Raw genomic sequence first — 26,333 nt, 5'->3', positions numbered from 1 at the left:
GACGGCCGCGCCCGTCAGCCGACGCGCGGGATGGCGTCCTCGCCGTCGGCGAGCGTGATCGCCGTCCCGACGAGGGCGAGGTGGCTCAGCGCCTGCGGGAGGTTCCCGAGGAAGTCGCCCGTCACCGGGTCGACCATCTCGGCCATGATCCCGACGTCGTTGGCCTCGCCGACGAGCTCGTCCATGAGGGCCCGGGCCTCGTCCCGGCGGCCGACGAGGTGCAGCGCCGAGGCCATCCAGAACGAGCAGGCGACGAAGGTGCCCTCCTCGCCGGCCATCCCGCTGTAGCGGTAGAGGTGCGGCCCGTGGCCCAGCTCGGCGCGCAGCGCGTCGAGGGTGCGGCTCATGCGCTCGCCGCGGTCGAAGCCGCTGATGGCGTGGAGCAGGATCGAGGCGTCGAGCCCGTCGCTGCCCGGGTACCAGAGGTAGGCGCCCTTCTCCTCCGACCAGCAGTGCTCGTCGACCCACGCGCGGATCCGGTCGGCCTCGGCACGCCACCGGGCCGGGTCGCCGGGGACCTGGCCCAGCTCGGCGAGGCGCACGGCGCCGGTCAGCGCCTCCCAGCAGCCGAGCTTGCTCGTCGTGTAGTGCTGCTCGTCGTGGAGCTCCCACATGCCGGCGTCCTTCTGCTGCCACCGGTCGCAGGCGATGTCGGCGACCCCGGCGAGCATCCGGCCCGTGTCGGCGTCGAGGACGTTGCCGTGCTCGACGTAGAGCCGGACGACGGTGAAGAGGTCGCCGTAGACGCCGAGCTGGAGCTGGTCCGCCGCCGCGTTGCCGCTCGTGACCGGCCCGACGCCGCGGTAGCCGGGGACGTCGCGCTCGGAGTGCCCGCCCGGGAGCTCGCCGCACAGCGTGTAGAAGACCTGCGGCTCGGGGCCGTGGTCGCGGATGGTCCCGAGCAGCCAGCTGATGGCGCCGTGGACCTCCTCGCGCAGGCCGAAGCGGAACAGCGCTCGCAGCGTGTACGCCATGTCGCGGACCCACGCGTAGCGGTAGTCCCAGTTCTTGCCCCCGCCCGGGTCCTCCGGCAGCGACGTGGTCGGGGCAGCGACGACGGCGCCCGTCGGCGAGTACAGGAGCAGCTTGAGCGCGAGGGCGCTGCGGCGCACCGCCTCGTCCCACGGCCCGTCCCAGTAGAAGTCGTGCGTCCAGCGCGTCCAGTTCTCGACGGTGCGGTCGAGGCCCGCGTCGACGTCGTCGGCGCGCGGCAGGTACAGCGGCTCGCGCTCGGTGGCGACGACGCCGAGGACGTGGCGCGACCCGGGCGAGGTGACGTAGTCGACGGCGATGTGCCGCTCGTCGTCCTCGCGGCCGTCCTCGCCGCCCGTGACGACCGCCAGGGTGAGCCCGTCGACGCGCAGGACCGCGCCGTGCGCCGTCCGCTGCACCCACGGGGAGGCCGTGCCCAGGCAGGTGCCGGGACGCACCTCGGCGCGCAGGCGCACCGAGCCCTCGAGGCCCTCGACCCGGCGCGCCAGCTCGGCCCAGGGCAGCCGGCCGGCCATGCCCGTGTTGAGGGCGTCGGTGACGCGGACGACGCCGGAGGCCGTGCGGAACGTCGTCGTGAGGACGTTGGTGTGCTCGACGTACGCGCGCTCGACGGTGAAGTCCTCGACGGGGGCGAGGCTCACGCGCCCACCGCCCTCGGCGTCGAGGAGCGCCGCGAAGGCGGGCGGGGAGTCCATGTCCGGCAGCGGCATCCAGTCGACGCAGCCGTCCCGGGCCACGAGGGCCACGGTGCGCCCGTCGCCGATGGCCGCGTAGCTGCGCAGGTCCGCGTACCCCGCGTCGTCCCGCTCGGTGACGGCGCTCGCCCCGCCGCCCCGGTTCCGCCAGAAGAGGGCCTCGCTGCGCCCGGCGCCGGCTCGGGAGAGGTCCGCCCGCCCGCTCTCGAGCCGGGCGGTCGTGGGGGAGGGGCGGCCGCTGCTCGACCGGTCGTCGGGGGTCACACCGCATCGTCGCCGCGCGGGGCCCGTCCGGCGACCCGCGCGGGGACGGGCGCCGCCGCCCGGGCTGGGCCGGACGGGTGAGCCGCCGCCCGCGGACCCGCTGCGGGGCACGACGACCCGGGCGCTCGGCGCACCCTGGGGCATGCCCACCCCGCTGCTGCGCGCGCCCGTCGCGGCGCTCGTGGTCTCGCGCGCGCCGGCGGGGACGCCGGCCGAGGCGCTGCTCGCGGTCGTGCTGCCGCTGGTGCTGCCCGTCGTCGGGCCCGTCCTCGGCGTCGTCCTCGGCCGCTCCGCCCGGCGCCGCTGCCTCTCGGAGGGGCTGCCCGGCGCCGAGGTGGCGCGCGCGGGCGAGGTGCTGGGCTGGTGCCTGCTCGGCGTCCTCGCGCTGGGGGCGCTCGTCGTCGGGCTCCTCGTCGTCGTCCCGCTGCTCTGGCTCGCGGCGGCCTGAGGCTCAGGCGGCGACGGCGGCCCGCCGCTCGTCCCGCAGGAGGACGACGAGGGCGGCGCCGCCCAGGACCGAGCCGGCCGCGAGCACGACGAGGGCGGCCGACCACGAGGCGGCCGCGACGACGACGGGGACGAGCCACACCGTGACGGCGGTCGTGAGGTAGCCGACGGCCATCTGGACGGCGACGGCGCCGCCGACGAGGTCGGGGTCGGCCCGCTCGGTGACGAGCGCCGACAGCTGCGCGGAGTCGGCCACGACCCAGAAGCCCCACGCCAGCAGGAGGGCGACGAGGAGCCACCCCGGCCCGCCCCGCAGGACGGCGAGGGCGACCGCGGCCGTGACGGAGCCGGCGACGCAGACGAGGACGGCGCGGGGCCGCCCGACGCGGTCGCCGAGGGCGCCGACGAGGAGGCACCCCGGCGCACCGGCCGCGACGGCGGCGGCCGTGAGCCACGGGGTGCCGCCCGCGCCGACGACGCCGAGCGTCCCGACGAGGGCCCCGACCCATGCCCACATCGCGTACAGCTCCCACATGTGACCGGCGTAGGCGGCGACGGCGAGGACCACCGGACGGCGTCGCAGCGCGGCCAGCGCCGCCCGGCGGTCGAAGGCCGCGGGGGGTCGGGCGTGGGGGCCGGAGCGCCGCAGCGTGAGGGCGAGCAGCCCCCCGACGAGGGCCAGGACGCTCGTGCCGACGACGACCCCCTGCCACGGGACGGCGGGGGACGGCGTCGTCCCGCCGCCGAGCGCGGCCACCCCGGCCACGACGTGCGGCAGCGCGGTGCCGAGGGTGAGGGCGCCGACCATGGCGCCCATCGCCCTCCCGCGCCGCCGCCGCGACCACGTGGCGACCTCCTTGAGGGCGGAGGGGTAGACGAGGGCGAGGAGGGCCCCGGTGACCGCCCGCGCGGCGAGGGCGACGCCGAGGCCGTCGGCGAGGAGCAGCGCGGCGTTGGCCGCCCCGGCGCCGAGGGCGCCGACGGCGACGAGCCGGCGGGCCGGCACCGCGTCGGCGAGGCCCGTGCCGGCCGACAGGAGCGCCCCGGCGACGAAGCCGAGCTGGACGGCGACCGTGAGCAGCGCGGCGCCGGTGGGGCGCAGGTCCCAGGCGGCGACGAGCTGGGGGACGACGGCCGACGTCGAGAACCACACGCCCATGGCCAGCGCGGTGGCGGCGGCGAGGACGACGAGCGGCCTGCGTGCCTCCCGGGTCGTCACGGCGGCATGGTGCCGCACGCCGCCCCGGGCGGGGCCTCAGCCGGTGGAGGGGAACGTGACGCGCACGTCGAGCCCGCCGCCGGGCCTGGCCGCGAGCGCCAGGCGGGCGCCGTGGGCCCGCGCCACCGACGCGACGACGGCGAGGCCGAGCCCGCTGCCGCCGTCCCCCGCGACGCGGCCCGCACCACGGACGAAGGGCCGCGCGAGCCCGTCGACCGTGACCGGGTCGAGCGGCGCCCCGGTGCTGGCGACACGGAGGACGACCCCCGCTGGCCCGGTCTCGACGGCCGCCCACACCGTCCCGCCGGTCGGCAGGTTGTGGACCCGGGCGTTGCGGACGAGGTTGCCCGCGAGCCGGTCCAGCAGGGCGCGGTCACCGAGGACGCGGACGGGCCCGGGCGGGACGTCGACGAGCACCTCGAGGTCGCCGCCGGCCTCGACGAGCGCGTCCTCGAGGACCTCGACGAGGTCGCACGGCTCGCGGCCCACCACGCCCCGCTCGGCGCGGGCCAGCTGCAGCAGGGCCTCCAGCGTCGCCGCCGAGCGGTCGGTGAGCTCGGCGACCCTGGCCAGCACCTCGTCGACGTCACGGCCCGCCGGGTCGGCCCGCGCCACCTCGACGACGGCCCGCACCGCGGCGGTCGGCGTCCGGAGCTCGTGGGAGGCGTTGGCGGTGAAGCGGCGTTGCTCCTCGAAGGCCGTCTCGAGCCGCTCGAGCATCTGGTCGACGTCGTCGGCGAGGCGCCGCAGCTCGTCGTCGGGCCCGGGCAGGCGCACCCGGTGGGAGAGGGACCCGTCGGCGGCCCGCCGTGCCGCGAGCGCCACCGCCTCGAGCGGTCGCAGGACCCGGCCGGCGACGACCCAGCCGCACGCGAGCCCGAGGACGACGAGCCCGGCGAGGCCCGCCCCGACGAGGGGGAGCGCCGCGGTGACGAGGTCGCCCCGGCTGGGCGCGAAGCCGCCGCCGTCGAGCACGGCGAGGTGCTCGTCCGGGACGTACCGCAGGACGACGAGGAGGACGCCGGCGAGGACCAGGCCGGCGACGAGGGCGACGCCCGCGTAGCTGAGCGCCAGTCGGGCGCGGAGCCCGGGTGCTCGACGTCGGACCGGCCGCGCCGCCGCGCAGGTCGTCACGGTGCCGGCGCGGCGGGGCCGCCGAAGCGGTAGCCGACGCCCGTGACGGTGTGGATGACGGCGGGGGCGCCCAGCCGCGAGCGCAACGTCGACATGGTCACGCGGACGGCCCCGGTGAAGGGGTCGGCGTGCGCGTCCCAGGCCTGCTCGAGGAGGTCCTCGGCGCTGACGACGCCGCCGTCCGCGGCCATGAGGACCTCGAGGACGGCGAACTGCTTGCGGGTCAGCGGGACGTGGTGGCCCTCGCGGTGGACCTCGCGGCGGAAGGGGTCGAGGCGGACGCCCTCCGCCTCGAGGACCGGCGGCCGCCCGGGGCCGGCGCGCCGGGCCACCGCCCGCACCCGGAGGACGAGCTCGCGCATCGCGAAGGGCTTGACGAGGTAGTCGTCCGCCCCGAGGGCGAAGCCGGAGGCCTTGTCGTCCAGGCGGTCCGCCGCGGTGAGCATGAGCACCCGGGGCCCGTCCGGCGTCGCGGCGACGACGCGGGCGACCTCGTCGCCCGGGACGACCGGCAGGTCGCGGTCGAGCACGACGACGTCGTACCGGTTCTCCCGCAGCATCTCCAGGGCGCGCGCGCCGTCGGGGGCGACGTCCGCCGGGACGGCCGCCAGGCGGAGCCCGTCGCGCACCGCCTCCGCCAGGTAGGGCTCGTCCTCGACCACCAGCACCCGCACGGGCCCACGGTAGGCAGCCCGGTGTTGCGCCCGTGTCTGCTGCCGGGCAGACGCCCGCGCAACACCCGGTGCGGTGACCTGCCGTCGTGAGCAGCCACGCCCGACCCCGTGCCGACCGTCCCGTGCCCGTCGCCGACGTCCCGCCGGAGGGGCGCCGTCCGCCGTGGGGCCGCCGTCGCGCGGTCGTCGCCGGGGTGCTCGTGGCACTGCTCGGCGCCGGGGCGGTCGCCGCCGCGACGTCGCTGCCCGGGGGCGAGGGGACCGGCGTCCGCGACGCCGTGGCCGGCGCGGTGCCGCCCGGGCTGCGCGGCGAGCCGGGCCGGGCGGACGGACGGGTGGGCGGGGAACGGGTGACGGCGGCGGACACCGACCACCCCGCCGTCGCCGGCCTGGACCCGGCGCTGCTCGCCGCGGTGCGGGCGGCTACGGCGGACGCCGCGCAGGACGGCGTGGAGGTGCTCCTCACGAGCGGGTGGCGCAGCGTCGGGTACCAGGAGCACCTGCTCGACGACGCCGTCCGCACGTACGGCAGCGAGGAGGAGGCGCTGCGCTGGGTCGCGACGCCGGGCACCTCCGCGCACGTCGGCGGCGACGCGGTCGACGTCGGCCCCACCGACGCCGCGTACTGGATTTCGCAGCACGGCGCCCGCCACGGCCTGTGCCAGGTGTACGCCAACGAGGTCTGGCACTACGAGCTGCTGACGACGCCCGGGGGCACGTGCCCTCCGCAGCGCGCGGACGGCGCCTCCTGACCGGCGGCCGACCGGCGGCCACGGACGGACGCAGCCGACCCGCCTGCCGGGGCAGGATGTCGCGCACCACGTCCGACGGCCTCGGGGGAGCCATGGCAGCAGCGACGACGACCGAGGGACGCGCGTGACCGCGCGGCTGGTGCCGGCGGAGCCGGACTTCGCCCACGCGAGCGAGCGTGACGTCGTGCACCGCCTCAGGGACGGGCTTCCCGACGACGCGGTGATCGTCTGCGGGCAACGCTTCAGCGACCGCGAGCAGGACCGCGAGGCGGACGTCATCGTCGCGTGGCCGGGCGTGGGCGTCGCGGTCATGGAGGTCAAGGGCGGCAGCGTGTTCCGGCGTGACGGCCGGTGGCGTCAGTCGAGCGGCGACGGGGTCAAGGTCGTGCACCCCGTCGACCAGGCACGGACGTGCAAGTACCTCCTCCGCGAGGCGCTGCGCCGGCACCCACGGTGGCCGCTTGCCGAGGACCTCCGCTCCGTCCACCTGGTCGCGCTGCCGGCCACAACGTTGCCGCCCGACCACGACACGACCGATGCCCCACGGTGGATGGTGCTGGACCGCACCGACCTCCCGTGGGTCGCGGAGCGTGTGCGCGACGCGCTCGACCGCGCACGGACCGACGGCGTCGTGCCGACCGCCGAGGACGTCGAGCTCATGGTCGACGTCCTCGAGGGACCGTCGGTGCCTCAGCGGGACCTCGTGGCGTCCCTCCGCGAGCGGGAGAGCTTCTGCGACCTGCTCACCAAGGACCAGGGACGGATGCTCGACCTCCTGGTTGACCACCCCAGGGTCGAGATCCGGGGCGGAGCAGGCAGCGGCAAGACGTGGCTCGCGCTGGAGAAGGCCCGGCGGATGACACGGGACGGCCACCGCGTCGCCCTCATCTGCTACTCGCGGGGGCTGGCCGAGCACCTGCGGCGGTCCGTCGTGGGCTTCCCCCGTCGCCACCGGCCGGCGTACGTCGGCACCTTCCACGGCATGGGTCTCGGGTGGGGGGTGCCGTCGGGGACCGACGACGACAGCCGCTACTGGGAGGTGCACCTCCCCGCCCGCATGGTCGAGGTCGCCGAGGCGCTGCCTCTCGCCGAGCGTTTCGACGCGGTCATCGTCGACGAGGCGCAGGACTTCGCCGACAGCTGGTGGCCGGCGGTCCTGGCGGCTCTCCGGTCGCCGGACCACGGGCACCTCTACGTCTTCACCGACGAGGGGCAACGCGTCTTCGCACGGCAAGGACGCCCTGCGGTCGACCTCCCGTCGTTCCCGCTCGGCGAGAACCTCCGCAACACCCGTCAGATCGCCGGGACCTTCGACACCCTCACGAGGACGCGGATGACGTCGCGAGGCGGCGACGGCGTCCCCGCCCGTCTCGTCGTGTGCGCCACGGAGGACGCCGTGTCCGCGGCGGACGACGAGGTGGTGCGGCTGGTCGAGGAGGAGGGGTGGCCGGCGTCGGCGGTGGCGCTGCTGACGACGCACCACCGGCACAACGTCCAGGTGGAGCTCCAGGCACAGGGCCAGGACGCGTACTGGGCCTCCTTCTGGGACGACTCCGAGGACGCCGACGTCTTCTACGGCCACGTGCTCGGCTTCAAAGGACTCGAGAGGCCGGCGGTGGTCCTGGCGCTCAACGGCTTCCGGGACGACGCCAGGGCACGGGAGATGCTCTACGTCGGGTTGTCGCGAGCACGGGACCTGCTCGTGGTGTGCGGTGACGTCGAGGAGGTGCGCCGCGTGGGCGGCGAGAGCGTGGTGCGGAGGCTGCACCGGGGCTAGCCGGTGGCGACCCCGGTCACGGGCGGGGCGTGGGGGGCGCCGGGCTGTCGTAGGCCGCGGCGAAGACCCGTTCGACCTGGGGCCAGAGCCGTCGACGGCCCTCCTCGACGGAGGTGATCCCCGCGGCGTCACCCCCGAGCAGGACGAAGTCGTGCGGGATCACGCGACCCGAGCGGTCGCGGCGGCCCAGGGGGTCGGGGAAGCGGAGCGCACCGCCCGCAGCCGTCACCTGCCACACCTCGACGTCGTCCGCCGCCGCGGCGAAGGCGGCCTCGTAGGTGGGCAACGGGTCGTCGAGGCCGCCGGTGCGGAGCAGCCGGAAGCCCCAGCTCCGCCCGCGCGTGGCCCACAGGTAGGTCACCGGGGGCTCCGCAGCAGGACCTTGTCCTTCTCCGCCCGCTCGAGGGCCATCTTGAAGGCCGCCAGCGTCGCGGCCGCGTACTCCTTCCTCCGCAGGGCGGTCGCATGCGCGTCCTTGAGCTTCCCGCCCGCGAGCTCGGCGGCCGCCTTGGCCACGTCGGGGCCGAGGAGCCCGACGAGCAGGCCGAGGGGCCCGGGCAGCGGGAGCTTGTGCCCGGCGAGGACACCGGCCATGCCGTCGACGCTCCCGAGGAGGGCGTCGGCGACCTTGGAGGGCAACGTCTTGAGGGAGGCCCACCGCACGTGGGTCTCCAGGGGGAGGACGGCGGCCATCGGGTGGACGAGGTCGACGCCCACGCGGTCGGAGACCCGGATGGTCCCGGCGTCGAAGCGAGCCGACGAGAGCAGCACGAAGTCCTGGCCCAGGGAGAGTGCCTCGGTGCTCTCGACGAGCTCCTCGACGGCCCGGCGCAGGGCGTCGAGGTCGCTGCCGGCCTTCCCGACGACGAGGTCGCGGAAGGCGTAGACGTCCATGTCCGGGAGGAGGTCGGACTTGGACAGCGCGAGGACCCAGATGCGCGGGAAGTCCTGCAGCGGCTTGCCGTCCGGGAGGAGCTCGTCCCGGAGCGAGAGCATGCCGTTCCGGATGTTCGTCAGCAGGAGCCTCAGGTACTTCTCCTCCTGACCCGCCTCGTCGATCAGCCGCTGGGCGTCCACGAGGAGGAGGGCGACGTCGGCCCCGAGCATGGACCGGAAGGTGTCGGCCCTCCGCCGCTGCTCCGTCGGGCTGCTGGGGCTCTCGGCGAACCACTCGCCGGGGTAGTCGTGCCACACGAGCCGCAGCGCGTCGACGGCGGCCTTCTTCGGCGACGTGCCGCGGAAGGTTGCGGAGAAGCGGTACGCGGTGGAGGCGAAGGCGGTCAGCGCGGGGCGCCGGCCGTCGTCGCGCATGCCGAGGTAGTTGCTGTGGAGCCGGATGCCCTGGCCGACGTCGTCGGCCGAGACGCGGTAGACGCTGCGGTCGAGGAAGGCCGGCTCCTGCAGGGCGCCGTAGAAGGACGACAGCAGCACGGTCTTGCCGCTCCCGCTCTCGCCGAAGACGGCGATCTGCTGCTCGAGGGTCCGCTTCGCCGCCATGGCGGGCACCTTAGGGACCACCCCGCCGGAGGGCCTGCGGTCGTGCCCGGACGCACCGCAGCCCCCGCCGGCGGACCGGCGGGGGCTGCGGTGACGGGACGAGGACTCAGATATCGAAGTACATCTCGAACTCGTGGGGGTGCGGACGGAAGCGGATCGGGTCGATCTCGTTGGTCCGCTTGTAGTCGATCCAGGTCTCGATGAGGTCCTCGGTGAAGACCCCGCCGCGGGTGAGGTACTCGTGGTCGGCCTCGAGGGCGTCGAGGACCTCGCTCAGCGAGCCGGGGACCTGGTCGATGGCCGCGTGCTCCTCGGGCGGGAGCTCGTAGAGGTCCTTGTCGACCGGGGCCGGGGGCTCGATGCGGTTCTGGATGCCGTCGAGGCCCGCCATGAGCATCGCCGCGAAGGCGAGGTACGGGTTGCTCGACGGGTCCGGCACGCGGAACTCGATGCGCTTGGCCTTGGGGTTGCTGCCCGTGATCGGGATGCGGACGCACGCCGAGCGGTTCCGGGCCGAGTACACGAGGTTGACCGGCGCCTCGTAGCCCGGGACCAGGCGGTGGAAGCTGTTCACCGTCGGGTTGGTGAAGGCCAGCAGCGACGGCGCGTGCTTGAGGAGGCCGCCGATGTACCAGCGGGCCATGTCCGAGAGGCCGCCGTAGCCGCGCTCGTCGTAGAACAGCGGCGAGCCGTCCTTCCACAGCGACTGGTGCACGTGCATGCCCGAGCCGTTGTCGCCGAAGAGGGGCTTCGGCATGAAGGTGGCCGTCTTGCCGTGCTGGTGCGCCACGTTCTTGATGACGTACTTGAACAGCATGACCTTGTCGGCCGACTTGAACAGCGTGTCGAACTTGTAGTTGATCTCGGCCTGGCCGGCGGTGCCGACCTCGTGGTGGGCGCGCTCGACCTCGAGGCCGAGGGCGTCCAGGGCCAGGACCATCTGGTCGCGCAGGTCGGCGAAGTGGTCGACCGGCGGGACGGGGAAGTAGCCGCCCTTGTAGGGCGTCTTGTGCCCGAGGTTGCCGCCCTCCTCCTTGCGACCGGTGTTCCAGGCGCCCTCGATGGAGTCGATGTGGTAGTAGCTCTCGTGCTGGTTGGTCTCGAACCGCACGTCGTCGAAGACGTAGAACTCGGCCTCGGGCGCGAAGAAGGCGGTGTCGGCGATGCCGGTCGACGCGAGGTACTGCTCGGCGCGGCGGGCGATCTGGCGCGGGTCGCGCGAGTAGGCCTCGTCCGTGAAGGGGTCGACGATGCCGAAGTTGACGACGAGCGTCTTCTCCGTGCGGAAGGGGTCGACGAACGCCGTCTCGACGTCGGGGACGAGCTTCATGTCCGACTCGTGGATGGCCTGGAAGCCACGGATCGAGGAGCCGTCGAACATCTGGCCCGTGGTGAAGAAGTCCTCGTCCACGCTCTTGGCGGGGACGGTGAAGTGCTGCATCACCCCGGGGAGGTCGCAGAACCGGACGTCGACGAACTTGACGTCGTTGTCCTTGATGTACGCGATGACCTCGTCGGCGTTGGTGAACATCCACTCTCCTGTGGGCTCGGGACCGCGGGGCGACGGACGTGCCGTCGGTCCCCGCAGGGGTCGGGCGAGGGGCTGACCTGGGGCGGACGCTAGGGACGCGTCGTTGCTCCTCCGTGACCGCCATGTTTCCGGCGTGTTGCGTCCGCGCCGGGACCGACATGCCGAGGAGGCCCACGAGCCTGCCGGATACCGTGGCGGCGTGCCGTCCAGCCCGCCCCTGCCCCCCGCCGACGGCGCCGACTGGCCGGGGTCCGGCCTCGGTCTCCCGAAGGCGGGGACCCGCTCGCTGGCCAGGGTCGGACGGCGGGTGGCCGGCGTCGTCGTCGACTGGCTGCTGGCGCTGCTCGTCACCGAGGCGCTGCTGGGCGGCGACCCGTGGGTGGTCCTGCTCGTCTTCGGCGTCCTGCACGCCGTCGGCGTCGCGACGCTCGGCGGGAGCCCTGGTCACCTGCTGCTGGGGATGCGCGTGGTCCGCGCCGACCTCGGGTGGGCGGGCCCGCTTCGCGCGCTCGGTCGCGCCGTCCTGCTGTGCCTCGTCGTCCCCGCGGTCATCTGGGACACCGACTCCCGGGGCCTGCACGACCGGCTCGTCGGCACGGTGCTGCTCCGCCGCTGACCCGCGCCCGACGAGGTCACACGTCGGGGGTGGTGGTGCTGCTGCGCGCGCGTCATGGCCGCACGTCGCGGGGTGGGACGGCGAGAGGGGGCACCGCGTCGCGGTACCCCCTCGTCGACCGGCCGGCGTCAGCGCCCGCGGACGGCCTTGCGGTCCGGGCGGGCGCGCATCGGGTCGATGCCCTTGGGCACCGGCAGGCGCATGCCGCCGATGGCCTTGAGGCGGCGGTTCACCTCGGAGAGCTCGTTCTTCGTCATGACCGGCTTGAGGCGCTGGACCTTGCGCGGCAGCTTGGCCAGCGGCACCTGGTCCTCGCCCGTCCCGGCCTGCAGGACGTGGACGGGGACGCTCGGCAGGACGCGGGTCACCTTGCGGCGCTCGGCCTCGAGCAGCTTGCCGACGCGGTGGGGCGGGCCGTCGCCGACGAGGACGACACCGGCCCGGCCGACGCCGCGGAAGACGGAGTCCTGGGTGCGCGGGTCGACGGCGACCGGCTCCTCGGTGATGTCCCAGCCGCGGCGGATGGAGCGCAGCGCCGCGCCGGCGGCGCCGGGGCGCCCCTCGATCTGCTTGTAGGCGGCGGCCTCGGCCTTGCGGGCGAGGACGACCATCGCGCCGAGGACGGCCAGCGGGAGCGCGATGACGGTGAGGTAGATCGGGTGGCCGACGAGGAAGCCGACCGGCACCGCCACGGCGAAGACCGCGACGACGACGCCTAGCATCCACCAGCGGACCGACGGGTCCTCCCGCCGGGTCATCGAGTAGACCTGGCGCATCTGGGCGATGCGGCCGGTGGGGCGGCCGTCCGGGCCGAACTTCGGCCGCGCACGACGACGCCGGATGGCGGCGAGCGGCCCCTTGCCCGTGGTCCCGGCAGGGGCGGCGGGCGGGGGCGGAGGGGTTGCGCGGCGTGCCATGCCGCTCAGGATACGGCGGCACCCGGGCGGCTCCGGCCGCCCGCCCGGGTGCTCCGCGTCACGAGCGGGACAGCAGGCTCGAGGCCTCCTGGCGCGCGGGCTGCTCGACGTCGAGGTGGGCCAGCTCCGCGGGGATGACGGCGCCGCGGCGCTTCATCGCCCCGGCCCAGAGCCGGCCGGCACGGTACGACGAGCGCACGAGCGGCCCGCTCATGACGCCGGCGAAGCCCATCTCCTCGGCGGCGTCGCGCAGCTCGACGAACTCCTCCGGCCGGACCCACCGCTCGACGGGGTGGTGGCGGGGGCTCGGGCGCAGGTACTGGGTGATGGTGACGAGGTCGCAGCCGGCGCCGTGCAGGTCGCGCAGCGCCTCCAGCACCTCCTCGATCGTCTCGCCCATGCCGAGGATGAGGTTGGACTTCGTCACGTGCCCGGCGTCGCGGCCCTGGGTGATGACGTCGAGGGAGCGCTCGTACCGGAAGGCGGGGCGGATGCGCTTGAAGATGCGCGGCACCGTCTCGACGTTGTGCGCGAAGACCTGCGGGCCGGCGTCGAGCACCTGCCCGACGAGCTCGGGCACCGCGTTGAAGTCGGGGACGAGGATCTCGACGCCGGTGCCCGGGTTGAGGGTCCGGATGGCGCGGATGGTCTCGGCGTAGAGCCAGGCGCCCTGGTCGGGCAGGTCGTCACGGGCGACCCCGGTGACCGTGGCGTAGCGCAGGCCCATGGCCTGGACGCTCTCGGCGACGCGGCGGGGCTCGTCGCGGTCCAGCGGCGAGGGGCGCCCGGTGTCGATCTGGCAGAAGTCGCAGCGGCGCGAGCACTGCTCGCCGCCGATGAGGAAGGTGGCCTCGCGGTCCTCCCAGCACTCGAAGATGTTGGGGCAGCCCGCCTCCTCGCACACCGTGTGGAGCCCCTCGCGCTTCACGAGGCTCTTCAGCTCGGAGTACTCCGGGCCCATCTTCGCCTTCGTGCGGATCCACGAGGGCTTCTTCTCGATGGGGGTCTCGGCGTTGCGCGCCTCGACGCGCAGCATCTTGCGTCCCTCGGGTGCGACCGTCACCGCACCAGCGTACGCGCGCGCCGCGCCCGTCCCGGGCCGACCCGGGGCGGGGCGGCCCGGGCGGTCAGGCGCGCCAGCCGCCGTCGTCGACGCCGCCGGGGACGTCCCCGGCCGGGTCGTACGGGGTGCGGGTGAGGCGGAAGGTCGCGAGGTCGAGGTGCGACGGCGCCCCGTCGGCTCCGCGCCGCACGCGCAGCCGCTCGCCGGCGTAGTAGGCGTCGAGCCCGACCCACGTGCCGTCGTCGGCGGGGGAGCGACGGAAGCGGGAGGCGCGGGCCGGGCGCCCGAGCCCCTCGAGCAGGAGGCCGTCCGCCTCGGCGCGGACGACGAGCGGCGAGGGGCCCCAGTACCAGGGGCCGACGAGCTCGAGCACGTCGTCGGCGACCGGCCGCGGCGCCCACGCGGCGGGCAGCCGGGGCTCGGCCTCGCCGAGGACGTCGAGGAGCCGCGTGGCGAGGTCGCCGAAGCCCGTCGTCGAGTTGGTCATCGCGACGACGCCGTCGCCCGTCGCGGCGTCCACCTGCAGCATCGCGACGAAGCCGGGCATCGAGCCGCTGTGGCCGACGAGCCGTCGCCCGCCGGCGTTCCACAGCTGGAGCCCGAGCCCGTAGCCGCCCGCCCACGGCCCCGTGCGCGGGTCGTCGACCACCTGGGGCTGCGTCATGAGGGCGAGCGTCGACGGCCGGACGACCTCGACCCCCGCCGTCCCCGCGAGCAGGGCGGCGAAGCGGGCGAGGTCCGGGACGGTGGCCCACACCTGGCCGGCCGGCGCCATGGCCCCGGCGTCGTGCTCGGGCTCCGGCAGGACGACGTCGGCCCACGGGTGCACGGCGAGCCCGGCGGCGGAGTCGTCGTCGCGCCGCAGCCCGGCGCGGTCCATCCCGAGCGGCTCGAGCACGTCCGTCCGCAGGACGTCGGCCCACGGGCGCCCGCGCAGCCGCGCGAGGAGCTCGCCGAGGACGGCGTACCCGGTGTTGGAGTAGTGGAACCGGACGCCGGGGCGGTGCCGGCGGGCGTCGGCCGTCAGCGCGGGCGCCAGGGCCGCCCAGTCGCCGCCCGGCGTGCGCTCCCACCAGGGGCCCGCCCCGTCGTTCTCCGCCTGCAGGCCGGAGGCCTGGCCGAGCAGCTGCCCGACGGTGAGGGCGCCGACGTCCTCGCGCGCCGTCCCCAGCTCGGGCAGGTGCCGGCCGACCGGGTCCTCGAGGTCGACGAGGTCGTCGTCGTGCGCCCGCAGGACGGCGGTGGCGACGAGCGACTTCGTGATGGAGCCGATGCGGTAGCGCGTCGTCGGCGCCGGGGGAGCGGCCGGCGCGCCGGGGCCCGCGGCGTCGCCCCGGGCGCCCCACCACACGAGCCGCCCGTCGCGGACGAGGCCGGCGACGACCGAGGGCAGGCGCCGCTCGACCTGCTCGCGGGCCAGCAGGGAGGTGAGCCGCGTCGTCGTGCTCGGGAGGAGCACGGCGTCGGCGGGCGGGGCGGCGGGGGCGTCGTCGGGCACGGGCCCCAGGATGGCCCCCCGGCGGCGCCGGGCGGCGTCCGGGTCAGACGGCGGCGGTGGTGGCCGGCGCGGCCGCCGGCAGCGTGGCGCGCAGGTGCCGCTCGACGACGGGAAGCGCCTCGGCGACGGTGACGTGGCGGCCGAGCTCGGCCGACAGCGTCGTCACGTCGGCGTCGGGGATGCCGCACGGCACGATGCCGCCGAAGCCGTCGAGGGTGTTGTCGCAGTTGAGCGCGAAGCCGTGCATCGTCACGCCCTGCGCGACGCGGATGCCGATGGCGCCGACCTTGCGGTCGCGCCGGCCGGGCAGCCCGTCGGCCGAGGGCGGGTCGGCCAGCACCCAGACGCCGCTGCGGCCCTCGACCCGCGCCGTCGCCAGCCCGAGCTCCGCGCACGCGTCCATGAGCACCTGCTCGAGCCGGCGCACGTAGGCGACGACGTCCACGGGGTCGGGGAGCCGGACGAGCGGGTAGCCGACGAGCTGGCCGGGCCCGTGCCAGGTGATCTTGCCGCCGCGGTCGACGTCGACGACGGGCGTGCCGTCGACGGGGCGCTCGCGGTCGAGCGTGCGCTTGCCGGCGGTGTAGACCGCCTCGTGCTCGAGGAGGAGGACGTGGTCCTCGCCGCCGGCGACGACGTCGGCGTGCCGCTCCCGCTGCAGCGCCCACCCCCGCCGGTACTCCACCGCGTCCTGGCCGAACCCGACGTGCTCGAAGCGCATGCCACGACGGTACGCCCGGCCGGGCGGGGGCCCGTGCCGGGCTCGGGCCGGGGCGGGAGGATGCGGCCATGCCGACCGCGCCCCGTCCCCGCGCCGCGTCCGCCCCCGGGCCCGTCCGCTCGCCGCAGGACCCGGTCCGGGTCGCCCTCGTCGGCTACGGCAGCTCCGGCCGCACCATCCACCTGCCGCTGCTGCGCGAGGCGGGGGTCGAGGTCGCGGTGGTGGCGACGTCGTCCGCCGAGCGTGCGGCCGCCGTGGCCGAGGACCTCCCGCGGGCGCGCGTGGTGCCCGACCTCGACGCCGTCCTCGCGGGCCGGGAGGAGGCGGGCGTGGAGCTCGTCGTGCTCGCCTCGCCGACGGGCGTGCACGAGGAGCAGGTGCTCGCCTGCGTGGCCGCCGGCGCCCCCGTGCTCGTCGACAAGCCGCTGGCCGTCGACGCGGCCGGCGCGGCCCGCTGCGTGCGGGCCGCCCGCGCGGCCGGCGTCCCGCTGACCGTCTTCCAGAACCGCCGCTGGGACGACGAGCAGCGGACCCTCGCCGCCCTCCTCGGCACCGGGGAGGTCGGCGAGGTCCTCCGCCTCGAGCGCCGGTGGGAGCGCTGGCGGCCGGTGCCGAAGGACCGGTGGCGCGAGAACGCCCCCGCGTCCGAGGGCGGCGGGCTCCTGCTCGACCTCCACAGCCACCTCGTCGACGGCGCGACGCAGCTCCTCGGCCCCGTCGAGGCGGTCTACGCGGAGGTCTCGGCGGTGACGACCCCGGCGGAGGACACGACCTTCCTCGCCCTGCGCCACGCGTCCGGCGCCCGCAGCCACCTGTCGGCGGTCAGCGCGGCGGGCGCGCCGGGGCCGCGCACGCGGGTGCTCGGCACGCGCGGGGCGTACGTCGTCGTCCCCTTCGAGGAGGAGGTCACCGGCTTCGCCGGCGTGCTCGACGACGCCCCCGGCGCGACGGGGTGGGTCGTCCGCGGCGAGGAGCGGACGCCGGTGCCGACGGCGCCCGGGTCCCACGCCGACCTCTACCGCGCCGCGGCGCTCGCGGTGCGCGGCCGGGGCCCGTGGCCGGTGGACCCGGCGGACGCCGTCGCCGTGCTCGCGGTGCTCGACGCCGCCCGCCGCAGCGCGCGCGACGGGACGGTGGAGGCGGTCGTCGTGCCCGACCTCGCCTGACCTCGGCCCGCGTCGCCCGGGCCGCCCGGCGCGGGTGCGCTCAGGCGCCCGGCAGCAGCCGCGGCTCGAGGCGCTCCTCGACCGCCCGCGGCACGGCGCCGTTCTCCTCCCGCCCGACCCGCCACCCGGCGGCGCCGCGGCGCTCGGAGACGACCTCGACGAGGTCCGTGCCCCGGTAGTGCAGGCCCACGCCGTCGTCCGTGCAGTACGTCAGCGGCAGGTCCCCGGCGGCGACGGAGCGCTGCACGAGCGGGCGGCGCTGCGCCTCGGAGTCGTAGTGGACGCCGTTGCCGTACGGCAGCAGCGCCAGGCCGTCGGTGACGAGGCGGAGGTCCGGCCCGAAGGAGTCCGTCGGCCCGCCGACGTGCCAGCACAGCGACCCCGCGCTGACGCCGGCGAGGACGACGCCCGCCCGCCAGGCCTCCTCGAGGGCCGGGCCGAGGTCGTGCAGGCGCCACAGGGCCAGCAGCCCGGCCACGCTGCCGCCTCCGACCCAGACGACGTCGGCCCCCAGCAGCAGCCCCCGGACGTCCTCGTGCGAGGGCATGGGCAGCAGCGACAGGTGCTGCAGGGAGAAGCCCGCGACGCGGGACGCGTCGGTCAGCTCCGCGGCGAAGGCCCGCTGGTCACCGCCCGCGGTGCCGACGTGGACGAGCCGCGGCGCCCGCCCCGTCACGCCGGACAGCCCGACCGCGTGGTGGACGAGCGGCCCCCACGCGTAGCGGGTGCGGTCCCCCTCGCGGAGACCGCCGGAGGTCGCGAGGACGGTGGGCGCGTCGGCAGGCACCCGCTCATCCTGCTCCGCGCACCGCCGGCGCGGTGACGGAGGGCCGTCCCGGTGCGCACGTCCCGACGTCCGCGGGCCTGTGGACGACGTCTGCGGGACCGGCCCCGGAGGCGGTGGGATGCGCCCGTGGGCGGACGGCACGCAGCGGGCAGGGACGGGCGACGACGGCGCGCGGTCGCGGGGGACGACGCCTGGTGGCGCGAGCTGGGGGCCGTCGGGCCGACGGCGGTCCCCGCCGCCTGGCCGCTCGGGCCGACGTCGTCCCCGCCTGCGGCGGCGGCCGGACGGGCACCGGCGGCGTCCGACGGGGGGACCGCGGCGGCGCCGCCCGGCGCGCCCGTCGTGCCGGGCTGGCGGCTGCTGCGCCCGCTGGGGCGCGGCGGGACCGGGGAGGTCTGGCGGGCCGACCCGGTCGACCCGGTCGCCGGCGCCGACGGGTCGCCCGCGGTCCTCAAGGTGCTCCGGACGTCCGTGGCCGGCGACGCCGCGGCGCGACGGCGCCTCGAGGGGGAGGCCGCGCTGCTCACCGCGCTCGACCACCCCCACCTCGTCCGCCTCCGCCACCTCACGGCGACGGACGAGCCCCGGCCCCGCCCGGTCCTCGTCCTCGACCACGCGGCGGGCGGCAGCCTCGGGGCGCTCGTGGCCGCGCGCGGCCCGCTCGGGCCGGCGGAGGTGACGACCCTCCTCGTGCCGCTGGCCGGTCTCCTGGCGGACCTCCACGACGGCGGCCTCGTGCACGGGGACGTGAGCCCCGGCAACGTCCTGCTCGCCGAGGACGGCCGCCCGCTGCTCGCCGACCTCGGGACGGCGGCGCTCGAGGGCTGCGGCGCCCGGACCGCCGGGCGGCCGGGCGACGACGACGTCGAGGTGACCGCGGGCTACGCCGACGCCCGCCGCGCCGGGGGCGGCCCGGCGACCCCGGCGGGCGACGTGCACGCGCTGGGCGCCTGCGCCTGGCACGCCCTCACCGGCCGGGTGCCCGGCCCGCCGACGGAGCGCGCACCGCTCGTCGTCCTGCGGCCGGACCTGCCGCGGGCCCTCGTCGACCTGGTCGAGGACTGCCTCGAGGAGGACGAGGGACGGCGTCCCGCGCCACGGGAGCTCGCGAGCCGGGCGTTCGACGCCGCGGCGCCGGAGCCGGTGCGTCTCGTGCGGGTCGACCCCGACGCGCCGGCGGACGAGGTGGTGACCCACCGCGTGCGGCAGGCCGCCCGGGCGGTGCCGCCGCCTGAGGTCGGCGCGCGCCGGCGGCGTCGGGTCCTGCGCGGCGTGGGCGGACGCCGGTCCCTCCTCGCGGCGGGCGTCGTCGTCGTGCTCGCCCTCCTGCTGGCGCTGCTCGTCCCGGTCCTCGTCGCCCCGGGACCGGTGCCGCCGCCGGAGGCCGTGCCCGCGGCGGCGCCGACCGCGGCCCCCTCGGCGACCACCGTCCCGCCGTCCGCCGCACCACCGGCTGGGGCGACGCCGTCGCCGGCCGCGGCGGCGGTCCCGCCCGCGACGGCCGTCGCCGCGCTCGCCGACCTCCGGGCCCGGGCGCTCGCCGTGGCGGACCGCGCGCTGCTGGCGGACGTCGTCGTCCCGGGGTCGCCCGCGGAGGAGCGGGACACGGCGCTCGTCGAGGACCTCGAGCGCCGAGGGGCCCGGCTGGACGGTCTCGACGTGACGGTGCTCGTCGCGTCGGCGGCGGAGGCCGACGACGACGGCCGCGTCCCGGTCGACGTCCGGACCACGACGTCGGCCCACCGGCTCGTGGCCGAGGACGGCACCGTGCTCGCGGAGGTGCCGGCGGCGGCGGACGTGGCGGCCCGTCTCCTCCTCGAGCGGTGGGGCGCCTCGTGGCGCGTCGCCGAGGTCACGGCAGCGCCGGCGCCGTCGTGACGGCCCCTCCGTCCGGCGGGCGCCGCCGCGACGTCAGGACGAGGACTGCTCCAGCAGCCACCGCGAGGCGGACACGACGTCCGGGTGCGTGAAGGTGAAGCCGGAGGCGGCCAGCACCTCCGGGACCACCCGCTGGCTGGCGAGGATCTCGTCGGCGAAGCCGCCCAGCGCCAGACGGAGGGCGAGCCGCGGCGCCGGGACGACGGTGGGGCGCCCGGCGGCCTTCCCCAGCGCCCGTGTCAGCTCGACGTTGCGGACCGGCTGGGGCGAGGCGAGGTTGACCGGGCCCTCCACCTCGGTCGTCAGCAGGTGGACGATGGCGTCCACCTCGTCGACGAGCGTGATCCACGGCCACCACTGGCGGCCGTCGCCCAGCGGGCCGCCGACGCCGAGCCTGACGAGGGGGAGCAGCCGCCCGAAGGCACCCGCCCCGGGAGCCATGACGAGGCCGGTCCGGGCGAAGGCGGTCCGGATGCCGGCGTCCTGGGCCGGCCGTGCGGCGGCCTCCCAGTCGACGACGACGTCGGCGAGGAAGGACGACCCGGGCGGCGAGGTCTCCGTGAGGACCTCCTCGCCGCGGTGGCCGTAGACGCCGACGGCCGAGCCCTGGACGAGGACGGCCGGGCGCGGCCGCGTGCGGGCGAGGGCCTCGGCGAGCGTCCGCGTCGTCTCCGTGCGGGACGAGAGGATCTCCCGCTGGTAGGCGGGGGTCCAGCGCTTGTCCCCGACCCCGGCCCCCGAGAGGCACACCGCCGCGTCGACGCCCTCGAGGTCGGCCTCGTCGAGCCGGCCGCGCGAGGGGTCCCACCGGACCTCGCCCGGTCCCTCGACCTCGCGCCGCACGAGCCGGACGACGTCGTGCCCCAGCCCGGCCAGCCGCTCGCGGAGCGCCGTGCCGATGAGGCCGGACGCGCCGGCGACGACGACCCTCACCGCAGGCCCCCCGCACGGACGTCGGCGGGCGCGGCGGGGAGGCCGGGCCCCGGGGTGGCGGCGGGTGCGGCGGTCATGGGCCCATGGGACCCCAGGCGGCGGGCCTCGGCCAGCGGTGGCGTCGCCGGCCGGGCCCGGACGCCCGAGGGCCCCGACGCCGTGGTGGCGTCGGGGCCCTCGGGAGGAGCCGTGCGTCAGAGGCCGAGCTCGGAGGCGAAGTCGCCCTCCTCCAGCCGCGCCTTGAGCGTCGACAGGAAGCGGGCCGCGTCCGCGCCGTCGACGATGCGGTGGTCGTACGACAGGGCCAGGTACATCATCGAGCGGATCGCGATCGTCTCGCCGCCCTCGCCGTCGGAGACGACGACGGGACGCTTGACGATGGCCCCGGTGCCGAGGATGGCCACCTGCGGCTGGTTGATGATCGGCGTGTCGAACAGGGCGCCGCGGCTGCCGGTGTTCGTGATGGTGAACGTGCCGCCGGCCAGGTCGTCGGGCGTCACCTTGTTGGTGCGGGTGCGCTCCGCCAGGTCGGCGATGCGCTTGTTGAGCCCCGCGAGGTTGAGGTCGCCCGCGTCCTTGATGACGGGGACGAGCAGCCCGCGCTCGGTGTCGACGGCGATGCCGATGTTCTCCTGCGCGTGGTAGACGACCGAGTCGCCCTCGACGCTCGCGTTGACCTGCGGGTACGCCTTGAGCGCCTCCGTCACCGCCAGCGCGAAGAACGGCATGAACGAGAGCTTGCCGCCCTCGCGCTGCTCGAAGGAGGACTTGGCGCGCGCCCGGAGCCGGGCCACGCGGGTGAGGTCCACCTCGACGACGCTCGTGAGCTGCGCCGAGACCTGGAGCGACTCGACCATGCGCTGCGCGATGACCTTGCGCAGGCGCGACATCTTCTCGGTCGTGCCGCGCTTGGAGGCGACGGACGCCGCCGTCTCGCGGGTCTTCTGGACCACCGACGGGCCGGACGACGCCGGGGCCGCGGCGGGCGCGGGCGCCGGGGCGGCGGGCGCGGCGGCGGGCTCGGGGGCCTGCTGCGCCTTCTCGGCGGCGGCGAGGACGTCCTGCTTGCGCAGGCGCCCGCCGACCCCTGTGCCGGTCAGCGTCGAGAGGTCGACGCCGTGCTGCTGCGCCAGCCGGCGCACGAGCGGGGTGACGTAGCCGGCGCCGCCCGTGGGGGGCTGCGCGGTGCTGCCGGCGGCACCGGGGGCGGGCGTCGCCTCCGGCTGCGCGGTGCCCGTGGCCACCTGCGGGGCGCTCGAGTAGTCCTGCTCCTTCGCCTGCTCCGGCTCCGACTGGCCGGCCGGGGGGGCCTGGCGGTCGTCGGGCTCGGGCGCGGACGAGGTCTGCCGGTCCTCGGAGGGCGTGTCGGTGCCCTGCTCGGCCTTCTGCTCCGCCTCGTCCTTCGCGGCCTCGCGGGCCTGCGCCTCGTCCCCGAGGTCCTGGACGTCGTCCGTGCCGCCCGGGGCGGGGGCGGCGGCCTCCTCGGCCTGCCCGCCCTGGCCGCTGCCGCCGTCGGCGGAGCCGCCGACGATCGCGAGGTCGGTGCCGACGGCGACCGTCTCGTCCTCGCCGACGAGGATCTTCGTGATGAGGCCCGCCACGGGAGAAGGGATCTCGGTGTCGACCTTGTCGGTGGACACCTCGAGCAGCGGCTCGTCGAGCTCGACGGTCTCGCCCTCGGACTTCAGCCAGCGGGTGACGGTGCCCTCGGTGACGCTCTCGCCGAGCGCCGGCATGACGACGGGCGTGCCCTCGCCGCCCTGGTCGCCGCCCTGGTCGCCCGACGCCTGCGGCGCGGGCTCCTGCGCGGCGGGGGCCGGCTCGGGCTCGGACGGCTGCTCGGGCGTGGACGCCTGCTCCTGGCCGCCGTCGGAGGAGTCGTCGCCGGAGGCCTCGCCGTCGCCGATGACGGCGAGGTCGGCGCCGACCTCGACCGTCTCGTCCTCCTCGACGAGGATCTTCTGCAGCGTCCCCGCGAAGGGCGAGGGCACCTCGGTGTCGACCTTGTCGGTGGACACCTCGAGCAGCGGCTCGTCGACCTCGACGGACTCGCCCACCTGCTTGAGCCAGCGGGTGACGGTGCCCTCCGTGACGCTCTCGCCGAGGGCGGGCATCTGCACGGACTGGGACATGGGGTCTCCTGTTCTGGTGCCCACCGCTCGCGCTGCGGCTGGGGCGGACGTCGTGACGGCGGGACGGTGCCTCGGGCGGTCGGTCAGGCGTGGCTGTGCAGGGGCTTGCCGGCGAGGGCCATGTGGGCCTCGCCGAGCGCCTCGTTCTGGGTGGGGTGCGCGTGCACGAGGGCGGCGACCTCCTCGGGGAAGGCCTCCCAGCTGACGATGAGCTGCGCCTCGCCGATCTGCTCGCTCATGCGCTCGCCGACGGCCACGAAGCCGACGACCGGCCCGTCCTTCTGCCGCACGAGCTTGACGAAGCCCTGCGTGCCGATGATCTGGCTCTTGCCGTTGCCGCCGAGGTTGTACTCGAGGACCTCCACGGCGTCGTCGCCGTGCAGCTCGCGCGCCTGGCGCTCGGTGAGGCCGACGGAGGCGATCTCGGGGTTGGAGTACGTGACCCGGGGGATGAGCGCGTCGACGACGGGGGCCGGCTGCTGGCCGGCGATCTCCTCGGCGACGAAGACGCCGTGCGCGAAGCCGCGGTGGGCGAGCTGGAGGCCCGGGACGATGTCGCCGACGGCGTAGACGTGCCCGCCGTTGCCGGTCTCGACGCCCGTGCGGAGCCGCTCGTCGGTGATGACGAAGCCACGGTCGACCGTGACGCCGGCCTCCTCGTAGCCGAGCCCCTGCGTCGAGGGGCCGCGGCCCACGGCGACGAGCATGAGGTCGGCGTCGAAGGTCTTGCCGTCCTCCAGCTCGACGTGGACGCCGCTGTCGTCCTGGGTGACGCCCTTGAAGCGGACGCCGGTGGAGAAGTTGATCTTGCGCTTCTTGAAGGCCCGCTCGAGCGCCTTGCTGGCGGCCTCGTCCTCGACGGCGACCAGGCGGGGGAGCGCCTCGACGATGGTCACGTCGACGCCGAAGGACTTCCAGACGCTGGCGAACTCGCAGCCGATGACGCCGCCGCCGAGGACGACGACGCGCTCGGGCACGACGTCCAGCTTGATGGCCTGCTCGCTCGTGATGACGCGGCCGCCGATCTCCAGGCCGGGCAGGCTCTTAGAGTAGGAGCCGGTGGCGAGGACGACGTCCTTGCCGGTGTAGCGCTGCCCGTCGACCTCGACGGTGCCCGGGGACACGAGACGGCCGGTGCCGGCGACCAGCGTGATCTTGTGGGCCTTGGCGAGGCCCTGCAGGCCCTTGTACAGGCGGCTGATGATGCCGTCCTTGTACTTGTTGACCGTGGCGATGTCGATGCCCTGGTAGGACGCCTGCACGCCGAAGCTCTCCGCGTGGCGGGCGGCGTCGGCCACCTCGGCCGTGTGCAGGAGCGCCTTGGTGGGGATGCAGCCGCGGTGCAGGCAGGTGCCCCCCAGCTCGGCCTTCTCGACGAGGCAGACCGACAGGCCCAGCTCGGCGGCGCGGAAGGCGGCGGAGTACCCCCCGCTGCCACCCCCCAGGACGACGACGTCGAAGTCGGCGGTGGACTCGGGCACGCGTGGCTCCTCGGGCTCGCTGGACGGACCTGCCCCCGCCGGTCGCCGCGGTCTGCGCGCCCGGGCCGGAGGCGGGCCCATCCTGGCACTACCCCGTCCGGGGCGGGGAACGGGACGCCGCCGGGCCCGCCGCGGCGGGGCGGCAGCGCTGCTCCACAGGTGGCTCCCAGGCCGCACGGGGGTCCCGGCGAGCTGCGCGCGGCTACCGTGGCGGGCGACCGGGGGCCACCCCGGCGCGACGACGGCGGTACGGAGGTCGGCATGGGCTGGTGGTCCCGGGTGCTCGGGCGGGCGACCGCCGGTGCCGAGGGCGGCGCGACGGCCGAGCCCAGCCGCGCCCAGAAGGGCGAGTCCTCCGCGCACCTCACCGACTTCGCGCGGACCCGCGTCGGCGTGGAGGCCTACCTCGAGCCGGCCACGCACGACACCGGCCTCACGCTCCTGCTCATCGCGACGGACGGCGAGTGGACGCGGCGCCGCGTCCCCGACGCCGCCACGGCCCGCCGCTTCGCGCAGGACCTCGCGATGCCCTTCTACGACGTCAACTTCACCGGCTACCCGCAGCGGATGCGGGACTGGAACGCCAAGAAGCGGGCGGCCGAGAAGGCCGCACGCCGGCGTCCCTGAGCACTTCGTACCGGCCGTTGTCCTTGACCGGCGATACATGGGTCGATACGTTGATCGACGTCCCAGCCGTCGTCGGTCTCCGAGGGGTCCCGCCGTGGTCGTCGTCTGGTCCGTCCTCACCGGTCTGTCCCTGCTCCAGGTCGTCCGGCGGCTGGTGGCCGTCCGTCGGCCGCCGTCCGGGGAGCGGGTCGTCGAGCCCCTGGCCCTGAGGGCCGGGCTCCCCATGCCGGCGTCGAGCGGCGCCAGAGGGGCTGCCCTGCAGGAGCGCGTCGTCGAGCGGATGCTGCGGAGGGACCTCGCCGCGGCCTGCGGCGGCCTCGTCGTCGCCGTCCTCGTCCTGGCCGTCGTGCTCGTCGCCCGCGCGACCGGCGTCCCGGACGGCTCGCCCGTGGCCGTGCCGGACGGAGCCGACTGGCTGCCCCTGCTCCTCGCGGTGGCCCTGCTCCTCGCCGGGCGTGCCACGGCCTCCGCCCTCGTCGCGGGCCACCAGGCGCTGCAGCAGCCGGTGCTGGGGGCCCCACGGGTGGCGCGGGTCAGGTCGCCGCACCTCGCCGACTACGTCCCTCACCCGGAGACCGGGGCCGTGCGCCTGGTCGTCGGCCTGTCCGCGGCGGCGGCCGCCGGCCTCGCCGTCGCCGCCTCCGTGGGACGGGTGGCCTGGTCGGTCGTCGTCGCCCCGGCCGCCGCCGCAGCCGTGCTGGTCGTCGCCCTCGTCGCCCTGGAGCTCGTCTGCCGCCGGGTGCTGGCGCAGCAGCAGCCGGCCGGCAGCGCGCTCGAGCTGGCGTGGGACGACGTGCTGCGCGGGCAGCTCCTCCGGGACCTCGTGTCCTTGCCGCTCCTGCTGGCGCTCGTGACCTGCCTCCAGACCTGGCCCACCGCGGCCACCGCCTGGGGGCTCGGCGGCAGCGCGCCGGTGACCTGGCTCCCGCTGCTGGTCATGGGCCTGGCCGTGGCCGTCCTCGTCTCCGCGCTCGTCCGCCCCGCCGAGCGGCGCTCGCGCGAGCGGCTCTGGCCGGACACCGAGGCGCTGCTCGTCGGCGAGGACGTCCACGGCATCCGTCCGGGGACCGGCATGGCGGCGGGGCCGACGCCGTGAACCTCCTGTCCGTCGACGCCGGCTCACCCGTCCCGCCGTACGAGCAGCTGCGGTCCCAGGTCGTCGCCGCCGTCGACGCCGGCGACCTCGCACCGGGGGAGCGGCTGCCGCCGGTGCGGCGTCTCGCCGCCGACCTCGGCGTGGCGGCGGGCACCGTGGCCCGCGCCTACAAGGAGCTCGAGGCGGACGGCGTCGTCGAGACGCGCGGCCGGGCCGGGACCGTCGTCGCCCCGCGCGGCGACGCCGAGGCCGAGGCCGTCGCGGCCGCCGGCGCCTACGCCGAGCGGGTCCGCCGGCTCGGGCTCGACCCCGAGCGCGCGGTGGCGCTGGTCCGCGCCGCCCTCGGCCCCGCCTGACGGGGCAGCCGGGAGGGCGGCCTGCACCTCGACCGGGGAGCGTCCTGCCCGGTCGACGGGCGACCGGGGAACGGGCTGA

General features: G+C 76.5%; 24 protein-coding genes. 9 read left to right on the top strand and 15 right to left on the bottom strand.

The window, feature by feature from the left end; translation table 11 throughout:
* Window positions 1-14: 14 nt before the first annotated feature.
* Window positions 15-1,775, bottom strand: a complete 1,761-nt coding sequence (locus EDC03_RS01775) for a glycoside hydrolase family 15 protein (protein ID WP_422393784.1) — start codon at window positions 1,773-1,775, stop codon at window positions 15-17.
* A gap of 319 nt (window positions 1,776-2,094) precedes the next feature.
* Here EDC03_RS01775 and EDC03_RS01770 point away from each other — a divergent pair, with 319 nt between their 5' ends.
* A complete protein-coding gene (locus tag EDC03_RS01770) occupies window positions 2,095-2,400 on the top strand; it encodes a hypothetical protein (protein ID WP_123378461.1) in 306 nt (101 codons plus the stop codon).
* Between the two features lie 3 nt (window positions 2,401-2,403).
* Here the strand turns inward: EDC03_RS01770 and EDC03_RS01765 are convergent, their stop codons facing one another.
* From EDC03_RS01765 to EDC03_RS01755, 3 genes are read right to left on the bottom strand one after another with little or no spacing between them, the layout of a single operon-like run.
* On the bottom strand, window positions 2,404-3,618 hold the full coding sequence (locus EDC03_RS01765) for an MFS transporter (RefSeq protein WP_199719846.1): 1,215 nt from the start codon (window positions 3,616-3,618) through the stop codon (window positions 2,404-2,406).
* Window positions 3,619-3,654: 36 nt separating this feature from the next.
* Entirely contained in the window at window positions 3,655-4,752 is a 1,098-nt protein-coding gene (locus EDC03_RS01760; protein WP_123378460.1) for a sensor histidine kinase, read from the bottom strand.
* Window positions 4,749-5,426 (bottom strand): response regulator transcription factor, encoded by a 678-nt coding sequence (locus EDC03_RS01755; protein WP_123378459.1) that lies wholly within the window; start codon window positions 5,424-5,426, stop codon window positions 4,749-4,751. The genes EDC03_RS01760 and EDC03_RS01755 overlap by 4 nt, the downstream gene beginning before the upstream one ends.
* An 86-nt stretch (window positions 5,427-5,512) precedes the next feature.
* On the opposite strand from EDC03_RS01755, the gene EDC03_RS01750 reads away from it, so the two are divergent.
* Complete coding sequence (locus EDC03_RS01750) at window positions 5,513-6,178, top strand: M15 family metallopeptidase (protein ID WP_206749989.1); 666 nt, start codon at window positions 5,513-5,515, stop codon at window positions 6,176-6,178.
* 124 nt (window positions 6,179-6,302) lie between these two features.
* Window positions 6,303-7,955 (top strand): NERD domain-containing protein, encoded by a 1,653-nt coding sequence (locus tag EDC03_RS01745; RefSeq protein WP_123378458.1) that lies wholly within the window; start codon window positions 6,303-6,305, stop codon window positions 7,953-7,955.
* Window positions 7,956-7,971: 16 nt separating this feature from the next.
* On the opposite strand, the gene EDC03_RS01740 is transcribed toward EDC03_RS01745, so the two are convergent.
* The 3 genes from EDC03_RS01740 to glnA all read right to left on the bottom strand — a co-directional run bounded on the left by EDC03_RS01740 (window position 7,972) and on the right by glnA (window position 10,983).
* Window positions 7,972-8,316 carry a hypothetical protein gene (locus EDC03_RS01740; RefSeq protein WP_123378457.1) on the bottom strand — a complete coding sequence of 115 codons (345 nt, stop codon included), beginning with the start codon at window positions 8,314-8,316 and terminating at the stop codon, window positions 7,972-7,974.
* A complete protein-coding gene (locus EDC03_RS01735) occupies window positions 8,313-9,452 on the bottom strand; it encodes a TRAFAC clade GTPase domain-containing protein (protein ID WP_123378763.1) in 1,140 nt (379 codons plus the stop codon). The genes EDC03_RS01740 and EDC03_RS01735 overlap by 4 nt, the downstream gene beginning before the upstream one ends.
* A gap of 106 nt (window positions 9,453-9,558) precedes the next feature.
* Window positions 9,559-10,983, bottom strand: coding sequence for a type I glutamate--ammonia ligase (gene glnA / locus EDC03_RS01730; protein ID WP_123378456.1), 1,425 nt, complete (start codon window positions 10,981-10,983; stop codon window positions 9,559-9,561).
* A 199-nt stretch (window positions 10,984-11,182) separates the two neighbouring features.
* Here glnA and EDC03_RS01725 point away from each other — a divergent pair, with 199 nt between their 5' ends.
* Complete coding sequence (locus EDC03_RS01725) at window positions 11,183-11,599, top strand: RDD family protein (RefSeq protein WP_123378455.1); 417 nt, start codon at window positions 11,183-11,185, stop codon at window positions 11,597-11,599.
* A gap of 128 nt (window positions 11,600-11,727) precedes the next feature.
* Here the strand turns inward: EDC03_RS01725 and EDC03_RS01720 are convergent, their stop codons facing one another.
* The 4 genes from EDC03_RS01720 to lipB form a co-directional block, all read right to left on the bottom strand.
* The gene (locus EDC03_RS01720) at window positions 11,728-12,516 is read right to left on the bottom strand and encodes a DUF4191 domain-containing protein (RefSeq protein ID WP_123378454.1); all 789 of its coding nucleotides are present in this window, start codon (window positions 12,514-12,516) and stop codon (window positions 11,728-11,730) included.
* 58 nt (window positions 12,517-12,574) lie between these two features.
* A complete protein-coding gene (gene lipA, locus EDC03_RS01715; protein ID WP_199719845.1) occupies window positions 12,575-13,579 on the bottom strand; it encodes a lipoyl synthase in 1,005 nt (334 codons plus the stop codon).
* Window positions 13,580-13,643: 64 nt separating this feature from the next.
* Window positions 13,644-15,077: a serine hydrolase domain-containing protein gene (locus EDC03_RS01710; protein WP_241966969.1), complete on the bottom strand. Its 1,434-nt coding sequence runs from the start codon at window positions 15,075-15,077 to the stop codon at window positions 13,644-13,646.
* Window positions 15,078-15,120: 43 nt separating this feature from the next.
* The gene (lipB, locus tag EDC03_RS01705) at window positions 15,121-15,798 is read right to left on the bottom strand and encodes a lipoyl(octanoyl) transferase LipB (protein WP_123378453.1); all 678 of its coding nucleotides are present in this window, start codon (window positions 15,796-15,798) and stop codon (window positions 15,121-15,123) included.
* A gap of 68 nt (window positions 15,799-15,866) precedes the next feature.
* On the opposite strand from lipB, the gene EDC03_RS01700 reads away from it, so the two are divergent.
* Entirely contained in the window at window positions 15,867-16,964 is a 1,098-nt protein-coding gene (locus tag EDC03_RS01700; RefSeq protein ID WP_123378452.1) for a Gfo/Idh/MocA family protein, read from the top strand.
* Between the two features lie 40 nt (window positions 16,965-17,004).
* On the opposite strand, the gene EDC03_RS01695 is transcribed toward EDC03_RS01700, so the two are convergent.
* Window positions 17,005-17,751, bottom strand: coding sequence for a Type 1 glutamine amidotransferase-like domain-containing protein (locus EDC03_RS01695; protein WP_123378451.1), 747 nt, complete (start codon window positions 17,749-17,751; stop codon window positions 17,005-17,007).
* 126 nt (window positions 17,752-17,877) lie between these two features.
* Here EDC03_RS01695 and EDC03_RS01690 point away from each other — a divergent pair, with 126 nt between their 5' ends.
* The gene (locus EDC03_RS01690) at window positions 17,878-19,629 is read left to right on the top strand and encodes a serine/threonine-protein kinase (protein WP_158674161.1); all 1,752 of its coding nucleotides are present in this window, start codon (window positions 17,878-17,880) and stop codon (window positions 19,627-19,629) included.
* Between the two features lie 33 nt (window positions 19,630-19,662).
* On the opposite strand, the gene EDC03_RS01685 is transcribed toward EDC03_RS01690, so the two are convergent.
* The 3 genes from EDC03_RS01685 to lpdA all read right to left on the bottom strand — a co-directional run bounded on the left by EDC03_RS01685 (window position 19,663) and on the right by lpdA (window position 24,175).
* Window positions 19,663-20,562, bottom strand: coding sequence for a TIGR01777 family oxidoreductase (locus EDC03_RS01685; protein WP_123378449.1), 900 nt, complete (start codon window positions 20,560-20,562; stop codon window positions 19,663-19,665).
* Window positions 20,563-20,756: 194 nt separating this feature from the next.
* Window positions 20,757-22,694 carry a 2-oxoglutarate dehydrogenase, E2 component, dihydrolipoamide succinyltransferase gene (sucB, locus tag EDC03_RS01680; protein ID WP_123378448.1) on the bottom strand — a complete coding sequence of 646 codons (1,938 nt, stop codon included), beginning with the start codon at window positions 22,692-22,694 and terminating at the stop codon, window positions 20,757-20,759.
* 83 nt (window positions 22,695-22,777) lie between these two features.
* On the bottom strand, window positions 22,778-24,175 hold the full coding sequence (gene lpdA / locus EDC03_RS01675; protein WP_241966968.1) for a dihydrolipoyl dehydrogenase: 1,398 nt from the start codon (window positions 24,173-24,175) through the stop codon (window positions 22,778-22,780).
* Window positions 24,176-24,436: 261 nt separating this feature from the next.
* Here lpdA and EDC03_RS01670 point away from each other — a divergent pair, with 261 nt between their 5' ends.
* From EDC03_RS01670 to EDC03_RS18340, 3 genes are all read left to right on the top strand, one after another.
* Complete coding sequence (locus EDC03_RS01670; RefSeq protein ID WP_199719844.1) at window positions 24,437-24,802, top strand: oxidoreductase; 366 nt, start codon at window positions 24,437-24,439, stop codon at window positions 24,800-24,802.
* 94 nt (window positions 24,803-24,896) lie between these two features.
* Window positions 24,897-25,898, top strand: coding sequence for a hypothetical protein (locus EDC03_RS01665; protein WP_123378446.1), 1,002 nt, complete (start codon window positions 24,897-24,899; stop codon window positions 25,896-25,898).
* Window positions 25,895-26,254 carry a GntR family transcriptional regulator gene (locus tag EDC03_RS18340; RefSeq protein ID WP_123378445.1) on the top strand — a complete coding sequence of 120 codons (360 nt, stop codon included), beginning with the start codon at window positions 25,895-25,897 and terminating at the stop codon, window positions 26,252-26,254. The genes EDC03_RS01665 and EDC03_RS18340 overlap by 4 nt, the downstream gene beginning before the upstream one ends.
* Window positions 26,255-26,333: the final 79 nt, after the last annotated feature.

The sequence above is a fragment of the Pseudokineococcus lusitanus genome (genome assembly GCF_003751265.1).
Classification (GTDB): Bacteria; Actinomycetota; Actinomycetes; order Actinomycetales; family Quadrisphaeraceae; genus Pseudokineococcus; species Pseudokineococcus lusitanus.
The sequence above is the reverse complement of the archived record's forward strand: the minus strand, read 5'-3'. Positions and strand labels throughout refer to the sequence as shown.

Bases quoted from the DNA above. Each gene is read 5' to 3' on its own strand.
- lipB (WP_123378453.1), bottom strand. From the start codon at position 15,798: ATGCGCTTCGAGCACGTCGGGTTCGGCCAGGACGCGGTGGAGTACCGG.
- EDC03_RS01670 (WP_199719844.1), top strand. From the start codon at position 24,437: ATGGGCTGGTGGTCCCGGGTGCTCGGGCGGGCGACCGCCGGTGCCGAG.
- EDC03_RS01720 (WP_123378454.1), bottom strand. From the start codon at position 12,516: ATGGCACGCCGCGCAACCCCTCCGCCCCCGCCCGCCGCCCCTGCCGGG.
- EDC03_RS01700 (WP_123378452.1), top strand. From the start codon at position 15,867: ATGCCGACCGCGCCCCGTCCCCGCGCCGCGTCCGCCCCCGGGCCCGTC.
- EDC03_RS01770 (WP_123378461.1), top strand. From the start codon at position 2,095: ATGCCCACCCCGCTGCTGCGCGCGCCCGTCGCGGCGCTCGTGGTCTCG.
- sucB (WP_123378448.1), bottom strand. From the start codon at position 22,694: ATGTCCCAGTCCGTGCAGATGCCCGCCCTCGGCGAGAGCGTCACGGAG.
- glnA (WP_123378456.1), bottom strand. From the start codon at position 10,983: ATGTTCACCAACGCCGACGAGGTCATCGCGTACATCAAGGACAACGAC.
- EDC03_RS01735 (WP_123378763.1), bottom strand. From the start codon at position 9,452: ATGGCGGCGAAGCGGACCCTCGAGCAGCAGATCGCCGTCTTCGGCGAG.